This window comes from Candidatus Collinsella stercoripullorum (assembly GCF_027669965.1).
Taxonomy (GTDB): domain Bacteria; phylum Actinomycetota; class Coriobacteriia; order Coriobacteriales; family Coriobacteriaceae; genus Collinsella; species Collinsella stercoripullorum.
This window is the reverse complement of the sequence record NZ_JAQECM010000009.1, coordinates 44051-50865: the sequence shown is the minus strand read 5'-3', so window position 1 is coordinate 50865 and position 6815 is coordinate 44051. Positions and strand designations below refer to the sequence as shown.

11 protein-coding genes are annotated in these 6815 nt (G+C 72.4%); 3 read left to right on the top strand and 8 right to left on the bottom strand.

Features of this window, described 5'->3' with window-relative positions:
• Window positions 1–38 precede the first annotated feature (38 nt).
• The 6 genes from thpR to PHA29_RS03850 all read right to left on the bottom strand — a co-directional run bounded on the left by thpR (window position 39) and on the right by PHA29_RS03850 (window position 3417).
• Window positions 39–569: an RNA 2',3'-cyclic phosphodiesterase gene (thpR, locus tag PHA29_RS03875; protein WP_270403404.1), complete on the bottom strand. Its 531-nt coding sequence runs from the start codon at window positions 567–569 to the stop codon at window positions 39–41.
• A 93-nt stretch (window positions 570–662) separates the two neighbouring features.
• Window positions 663–992, bottom strand: coding sequence for a helix-turn-helix domain-containing protein (locus tag PHA29_RS03870; RefSeq protein WP_270403406.1), 330 nt, complete (start codon window positions 990–992; stop codon window positions 663–665).
• 138 nt (window positions 993–1130) lie between these two features.
• Complete coding sequence (locus PHA29_RS03865) at window positions 1131–1325, bottom strand: hypothetical protein (protein ID WP_270848193.1); 195 nt, start codon at window positions 1323–1325, stop codon at window positions 1131–1133.
• Entirely contained in the window at window positions 1322–1738 is a 417-nt protein-coding gene (locus PHA29_RS03860) for an aldo/keto reductase (protein WP_270848198.1), read from the bottom strand. The genes PHA29_RS03865 and PHA29_RS03860 overlap by 4 nt, the downstream gene beginning before the upstream one ends.
• A gap of 39 nt (window positions 1739–1777) precedes the next feature.
• A complete protein-coding gene (locus tag PHA29_RS03855) occupies window positions 1778–2650 on the bottom strand; it encodes a patatin-like phospholipase family protein (RefSeq protein WP_270848192.1) in 873 nt (290 codons plus the stop codon).
• A 212-nt stretch (window positions 2651–2862) separates the two neighbouring features.
• Window positions 2863–3417, bottom strand: a complete 555-nt coding sequence (locus PHA29_RS03850) for an NADPH-dependent FMN reductase (protein ID WP_270848191.1) — start codon at window positions 3415–3417, stop codon at window positions 2863–2865.
• Window positions 3418–3804: 387 nt separating this feature from the next.
• Between PHA29_RS03850 and PHA29_RS03845 the strand changes: the two genes are divergently transcribed.
• Together PHA29_RS03845 and PHA29_RS03840 are read left to right on the top strand one after the other, a co-directional pair.
• Entirely contained in the window at window positions 3805–4668 is an 864-nt protein-coding gene (locus PHA29_RS03845) for a class I SAM-dependent methyltransferase (protein ID WP_270403414.1), read from the top strand.
• Complete coding sequence (locus PHA29_RS03840; RefSeq protein ID WP_270848189.1) at window positions 4665–4790, top strand: hypothetical protein; 126 nt, start codon at window positions 4665–4667, stop codon at window positions 4788–4790. Before PHA29_RS03845 ends, PHA29_RS03840 begins: the two co-directional genes overlap by 4 nt.
• A gap of 23 nt (window positions 4791–4813) precedes the next feature.
• Here the strand turns inward: PHA29_RS03840 and PHA29_RS03835 are convergent, their stop codons facing one another.
• Window positions 4814–5173 (bottom strand): YccF domain-containing protein, encoded by a 360-nt coding sequence (locus tag PHA29_RS03835; RefSeq protein WP_270403418.1) that lies wholly within the window; start codon window positions 5171–5173, stop codon window positions 4814–4816.
• 166 nt (window positions 5174–5339) lie between these two features.
• Here PHA29_RS03835 and PHA29_RS03830 point away from each other — a divergent pair, with 166 nt between their 5' ends.
• Window positions 5340–5597: a hypothetical protein gene (locus PHA29_RS03830; protein ID WP_270848187.1), complete on the top strand. Its 258-nt coding sequence runs from the start codon at window positions 5340–5342 to the stop codon at window positions 5595–5597.
• Window positions 5598–5719: 122 nt separating this feature from the next.
• Here PHA29_RS03830 and PHA29_RS03825 read toward each other — a convergent pair whose 3' ends face one another.
• Complete coding sequence (locus PHA29_RS03825) at window positions 5720–6472, bottom strand: class I SAM-dependent methyltransferase (protein WP_270848185.1); 753 nt, start codon at window positions 6470–6472, stop codon at window positions 5720–5722.
• Window positions 6473–6815 lie beyond the last annotated feature (343 nt).

Below are 6815 nucleotides of genomic sequence, written 5' to 3'. Positions count from 1 at the left end.
CGGACGTCGACGCCGTGGGTCGCACGCGGGAGCCGCCGCTACCCGTCCAGCTCCACGCGGTACAGCGGCTTGTAGGTCGCGCCCTCGCTCCCGAGCGTGCTCCGGAACAGGGTGACGGCGCGGGCGCGATCCGGTTCGGGGAACGCCAGGTCCCCCAGCGGGGCCTCGGGCATCCGCGCGCGGCGCGCGAGCGTGACGTGCGGGCGGAAGGGCTTGGCGTCCACCTCGAGCCCGCGCCCGAGAAGCTCTGCGCGCAGGCGCCCCGCCAGGCGCATGAGGTCGGGGTCGCGCGCGATGCCGAGCCACAGCGTCGCATCCCGGGACCTCCCGAAGGTCCCCAGCCCGTCCGCCGCGCACCTCACCGCGCGGACGCCGGCGCAGGCCGCGTCGAGCGCCTCGACCGCGCGCCGGGCGCCCGCCTCGTCGACCTCGCCCAGGAAGGCGAGCGTGATATGGTGGTTCCCGCGGGGCATGAACCGGCCCCGCACCGCGGCGGAGAGCTGGCGCGCCAGGCGCGCGGTGTCGTCGGCGAACCGCGGCGGCAGCTCCAGCGCGATGAACGTCCTCATGGGCTCCTCCTCCCCCGAACCGGCCCGCTATGCGAACGGGCGCCGCACGTTGCCGCGCGGCGCCCGTCGATGCGCTGGTCCCGGCCTCGTCCCCTACAGGGCGACCGGCTCGCGTCCCGCCGACCCGTGGTCCCGGTACGCCAGGACGTCGGAGAGGCGGACGCTCCTGTGATGGTTGAGACCCAAACGGATCCCGGGGATCTCCCCGCGGTCGAGCATGCGCGTCACCGTGCGCCGCGAGACCCCCAGGATCTCCGCCGCCTGCCCGGTGGTGATCGCCGTGTCGGCGGCTCCCTCGGCTGCGAGCGTCCCGCAGATGCCCACGCGCGCCGCCATCGCCACGATCGTCTCGTACTCCCTACGGCTCAGCTCATGCCATCCGCCCTCGGGGTCGATTAGGGCGGGCCCACGGTTCTCGGGCATTGCTCCTCCTCGCTTTCGGTACGCGTACTAGCAGCATTGTAGGGCTGCCGGCGACCGTCTGCGCGGGCGCATCTGCCAACGGGGCGCCCCGCCGCACAAACGCGCGGGAGCCCCGTCCCCGATACCGCGAACGGTGGGTCACTCCATGTCGAGCGGCATCTTGTGGGAGGGCGCGGGGAAGTCGCGGCTGATGAGCGCCAGGTCCTCCTCGGTCAGCTCGATCGCGTCGGCCGCGGCGTTCTCCAGGGTGTGCTCGGGCCGCGAGCTGCGCGGGATGGCGATCGTGTCCCCGCCGCGGACGTCCCAGGCGAGCACCACCTGCGGGACGGTCACGCCGTGGCGACGGGCGACCTCTGCCAGCGCGGGGGATTCGAACAGCCGGCCGCGCAGCGTGCCCGCCTGCGCGACGCCGGATGGTAGAGCACCTGGTTGACCTGGCAGTTGCTGCCACCCGGGACGCGCCAGAGATCCTCCATCTCGTCGATGTCGAGGTTCGAGACGCCCCACGCGCGGATCTTGCCCTCCGCCACGAGCTCCTCCATGCAGGCGACGGTCTCCGCCAGCGGCACGGGCCCCATCCAGTGCAGCAGGTACAGGTCGAGGTAGTCGACGCCCAGGTTGTCGAGGGTGTTGTCGCAGCTCTCGAAGATGTCCGGCCGGCCCGCGTTGTGCGGCAGGACCTTGGAGACGATGAAGAGGTCCTCGCGGTCGAGGGTCGCCGCGCGGGAGCCGTCCTCCTCGCGCAGCGGGCCGCGACGCGCGGCCCCCTCCCGGACGCCGCGGCGCTACCCGAGGTAGGAGCGGAGCGCGTCGAGCGACTGCTCGGCATCCTCGCGGCCGAGGCGGTAGGCGCGGTCCAGCACCTCGGGATCGCGCACGATCATGGGCATCCTCACCGACGCGCTCGGACGGATCACGAACACCCGGCCGACGCGCTCGAGCTCGGCGAGGTCCGCAAGCGACTTGTTATAGCGAACATGCCTGTCGGCGAGCAGGTCGACCAGCGCGGGATAGCGCCGGAGCATGACGCGCAGAAGCGGCATGAGGGAGTTCGGCTCCTTGGCGTACCCCGCGGGCTGCGTGAGGACGACCACGGTGCGGTCGTACCCCTGGTCGAGCATCCAGCGGAACGGGATCGAGTCCGCCACGCCGCCGTCGAGCAGCAGCCTGCCGTCGAGCTCGACCGGGCGCGAGAGGGCCGGGATCGACGCCGACGCGCGGATCCACTCGATATCCCCCTCGTCCCCCGGCCCGAGGTCGTGGTAGACGGCCTCGCCGCGCACGATGTCGGTGGCGACGACCGTGAAGCGCATGGGGTTCGCGGCGAAGGTCGCGCTGTCGAAGACGTCGAGCTCCCAGGGCAGCTCGCCGTAGGCGAACTCGCGGCTGAACAGGTCGCCCGTGAGGACCAGGTTGCGCAGCCCCACGTAGCGCGGGTCGCCGCAGTAGCGCTTGTTGTAGCGCAGGGCCCGGCCGACCTGGAGGGACTTGAAGTTGCACCCGAAGGTCGCCCCCGCCGAGACGCCCACGCAGGCATCGGCGGTGATCCCGTGCTCCATCCACACGTCGAGCACCCCGGCGGTGTACATGCCGCGGAACCCGCCGCCCTCGAGCACCGCGCCGACCGTGGGCCGCGACCCCGCCCCATCCGCACCCATACGCGCTCCCCTCTCATCCGCACACAGGACATCGGGTCAGTATAACCCCCTCGCCCCGGGGCGGTGCGGGAGGTCGGGCGAGGGGGAGGCCGCCGAGCCGTCGGGGCGCCGCCCGGGAGGCGCTGCGGCCTGGGCGCCGAAGCGGGGGACGGCGCGCCTCGCGTCTAGAAGCGGCACGCCGAGCGGCACCGGCGCGGCATGCGGACGGGCCCTTATGCCTCCAGGTACGCCAGCAGGGCGTCGGCCTGGGCGGCGAGCTGGGCGCGCTCCTCCTCGCCCAGGGAGAGCACGTCGGTGGTGTAGGCCTCCCGGTCGAGCTTGACCCCGGTCTGCGGGTCCTTCATCACGTCGGCGCGGCATGCGACGAGCAGCTCGCCGAGCTTGGCGCGGGCGCCGGCGCCGGCGGACGAGCCCGCGGCCGAGCTGATGGCGGCCTTCTTGCCCGTCAGCGCGCTCATCCGGTCGGGGTCGCCCTCCTTGAGCGGGCGGCTCAGCCAGTCGAGCAGGTTCTTGAGCACGCCCGGGTAGCTGTAGTTGTACTCAGGCGTGAAGATCCAGATGGCGTCGGCGGAGCCGACCTCCGTGCGCACGCGCGCCACCGACTCGGGCGCCGGGTACTCGCGGTCCTGGTTCATGAAGGGGACGCTGTCGAAGTCGAGCGTCTTCACGTTCGCGCGGCCCTCGAGCAGCGCGGCGGCCTCCCCGGCGAGCTGGCGGTTGAACGAGCTCTTCCTCAGCGAGCCGACGATCAGCAGGATCTTCTTCATATCATGCTCCTTGTTCGAATGGGTTAGGGCGCCTCACGGGCCGGGGCTCCGCAGGGGCTGGGCGCCGCATGCCCGACGGCGCGGACCGCCCGGCGGCGCATCGGCCCGCCGGGCGCATGTATCCTCTTTGTACCCGCCGAGGCGGCCTCGACGCAGACATGTCCGCTCCCCCACCGCTTCACCACGGATCGCTCCGATCGGGGCCGCGCCCGGCGACAGGGCGGCTATCATGGGGGCGGGCCCTCCCCGCCCGGACGGCGGCGGGCCCCGTCGCGCCCCTCCGGGCGCCCGCCCGACCCCGGCGTCACGCGGCGGGGGCGGATGCGGGGAGCCGCGAGGCGCGGGCGGGGCGCCCGGGACATCCGAGCTTCTTGGAAAGGAGACGCCGTGAGCGTTCAGAACCACGGCGGGCACGCCGGGAAGGCACCCGCCGGCACCGAGACCTACACCGATCTCAACGCGCGGATCATCGACTCCTGGATCGCCGAGGGATGGGAATGGGGCACGCCCATCTCCCATGAGCGCTACCTGGCGGCCCTCGAAGGGGACTGGACCATGGTGCTCACGCCCACCCGCCCCGTGCCGCGCAGCTGGCTGCTGCCCGATATGCGGGGCAAGCGGGTGCTGGGGCTCGCGTCCGGCGGCGGGCAGCAGATGCCGGTCTTCGCCGCCATGGGGGCGGAGTGCACCGTGCTCGACTACTCCGCGTCGCAGATCGCCTCGGAGCGCCTGGTCGCCGAGCGCGAGGGGTACCGCATCGCCACCGTGCGCGCCGACATGACCAAGCCGCTGCCGTTCGGGGACGGAGCCTTCGACCTCGTCTTCCACCCGGTCTCCAACTGCTATATCGAGGAGGTCCTGCCGGTCTGGCGGGAGTGCTTCCGCGTGCTCGCGCCCGGAGGCCGCCTGCTCGCCGGCCTCGACAACGGCTTCAACTACACGGTCGACGACGACGAGCGGCGCATCATCCGGGGGCTGCCGTTCAACCCTCTGCGCGACCCCTCGCTCATACCTCCCGAGGACCTGCCGGAATGGGGCATGCAGTTCTCGCACACCCTGGACGAGCAGATCCGCGGCCAGATCCAGGCGGGGTTCCGCATCGTCGACCTCTACGAGGACACCAACGGCGAGGGTCGCCTCCACGAGCTGGGCATCCCCACGTTCTGGGCCACCTGCGCCGAGAAGCCCGCGGCGGGCGACGACCCATCCGCCGCATCGCATCGGGGCGGGACCGCGGCGGGCCGCGCATGAAGACCCTCTACCTCATCGGCGGGACCATGGGCGTCGGCAAGACGGCGACCGCGCGGTGCCTGCGCGACCTGCTGCCCCATGCGGCGAGGGCGATCGCGGGGCTGACGCCGGCCACGCGCTGACGCCGGGCGCACGCAGCCCGGCGTCAGCGGACCGTGGAGCCGAAGGGCAGAAGGGCGAGCTTCGCCATCTTGAAGCTCTGCAGGCCGAACGGGATGCCGATGACGGTGAGGCAGTTGAGGACGCCGGCGATGAGATAGGCGAGCGCCATGGGAATGCCCGCCAAGATGACCCAGAACACGTTGGCGAGCAGCGAGGGCGCGCCGCCGCCGTAGACGATCTCCTTGCCGAACGGCGCCAACGTGAGGCTCGCCATCTTGAAGCACTGGAGCCCGAGCGGTATGCCCACGATGGAGATGCAGAACGCGCATCCGAGCAGCAGCCAGCCGAGGGCGGTCCAGATGCCGCCCAGCAGGATCCAGATGATGTTGCCGATCAGGGACATGGCTCCTCCGTTTCCGCCGTCATCGCCATGGTACCCGGCGGGCGCGCATCCGCGGACGGACCCCCGCTTGCGTTTTCCTTAAAGCGGGCCGCGACCGGCTAGGCGTATGATGAGGGGGTCGGCTTTCCCTAGAGCCGGACCCGCCCCAGATCCCGGAGGAACCCCCATGCCCTTGCAGTACGTCTCGATCGCCTGCGGAGCCCTGGCCATCCTGCTCGGCTTCGCTCCCTTCATCCCCCTCCAGCTCGTCGGCGTGGCGGCCGGCATCGCCGGCATCGTGGCGTCGCGGCGCGCGAGGCGCGCCGACTACCGCACCGACCTCCCGGCGACCGCCGGGCTCGTCTGCTCCATCGCGGGCATCGTGGTCAGCGGCATCACGCCCCTGTTCGCCCTCATCATCGCGATCGCCGGCGCGGCCCTGTAGGGATCCCGCCGGGGCGCCGCGGCCTGCGATCCGCCGGCACCGCGGCATCGGGCATGATGACAGCGGGTGCCGACGGCAGATGCCATCCCGTCCGTCGCCGTCCGCCATGGCGGCACGGGACCTCAGCGGGGGCACGCGATGCAGTCGAAGCGCACCGCCTTGCCCGCAAGCGAATGGCTCGGCTTCACCCCGGCCAGATACGGCCCCTTCGCGGGGCGCTTGACCACGATCTTGCGCGGCCGCGCCGCACGCGCCGCGTCCATCAGGGCCCCCTCGTCCCCGCAGGGGCGCTCGAGGCGGTGCAGCAGCTGGAACTTCTTCTTCACCGCGGCGCTCTTCGTCCTGCCCGGGAACATGGGATCGAGGTAGACGACGTCCGGGGGCTCCGCGAGCGAGCGCAGGCCCGTCACGCTGTCGCCCTCGGCGAGCTCCATGCGGGCAGCGATACCCGCCAGACGGGGATCCTCCCGCGCACGGGCCAGCGCGTCGTCGAGCAGGGCCGCGATCACCGGGTCGCGCTCGAACATCGTGACCCTGCAGCCGGCCGCGGCGAGCAGCAGCGCGTCGTCGCCCAGACCGGCCGTGGCATCCACCACGTGGGGCGCGGGCACGCCCTTGACCCTCACCGCGCGCACGAGCAGCTCGCGTCCGAGGTTCGCTGGCTTCAGGCGCGCCATGCGGTCGGCGAAGTCCGGTCGCAGCTCCATGCCCTCACCCGCGAGGCTGAGTCCCCGCGCGTCGACGCGCAGCAGGAGGGCCCCCTCGTCCGCCGCCCCTCCGGTGACGACCGGGACCCCCAGGCGCTCGGCGAGGCGCCCGGCTCGCGGGGCGCACGCCGGGTCGATGAGGTCTATGGCGAGCATCGGGATGCCCATGGGGCCCCTTTCCGGATCGGGTGGACGGACCCCTGCGGCTCACGCCGGCCGACGGGGCCTCTGCGGTACGGGCGCATTGTACCCCAGACCCGGCGGGGCGGGTTTCCGGGGCGCGCGGCGTCGGCGCATGAAAAAGGCGGGGCCTTCGCCCCGCCCGCAATCCATTAGGGTGGACTCACCTCATATCTCATCTCGGACGGACAAGACATGCAGTTGTGAACCTTCGGGCCCGCCGGCCCCCTCATCGGCTCCCACCGGGTTCGCCCCGTTCCGCGTTGGGCGAGTCCGCTCGCCCCAGATGCTAAAGGGCCTCGGTGGCGTGGAGGGCGAGCCCGAAGGCTGC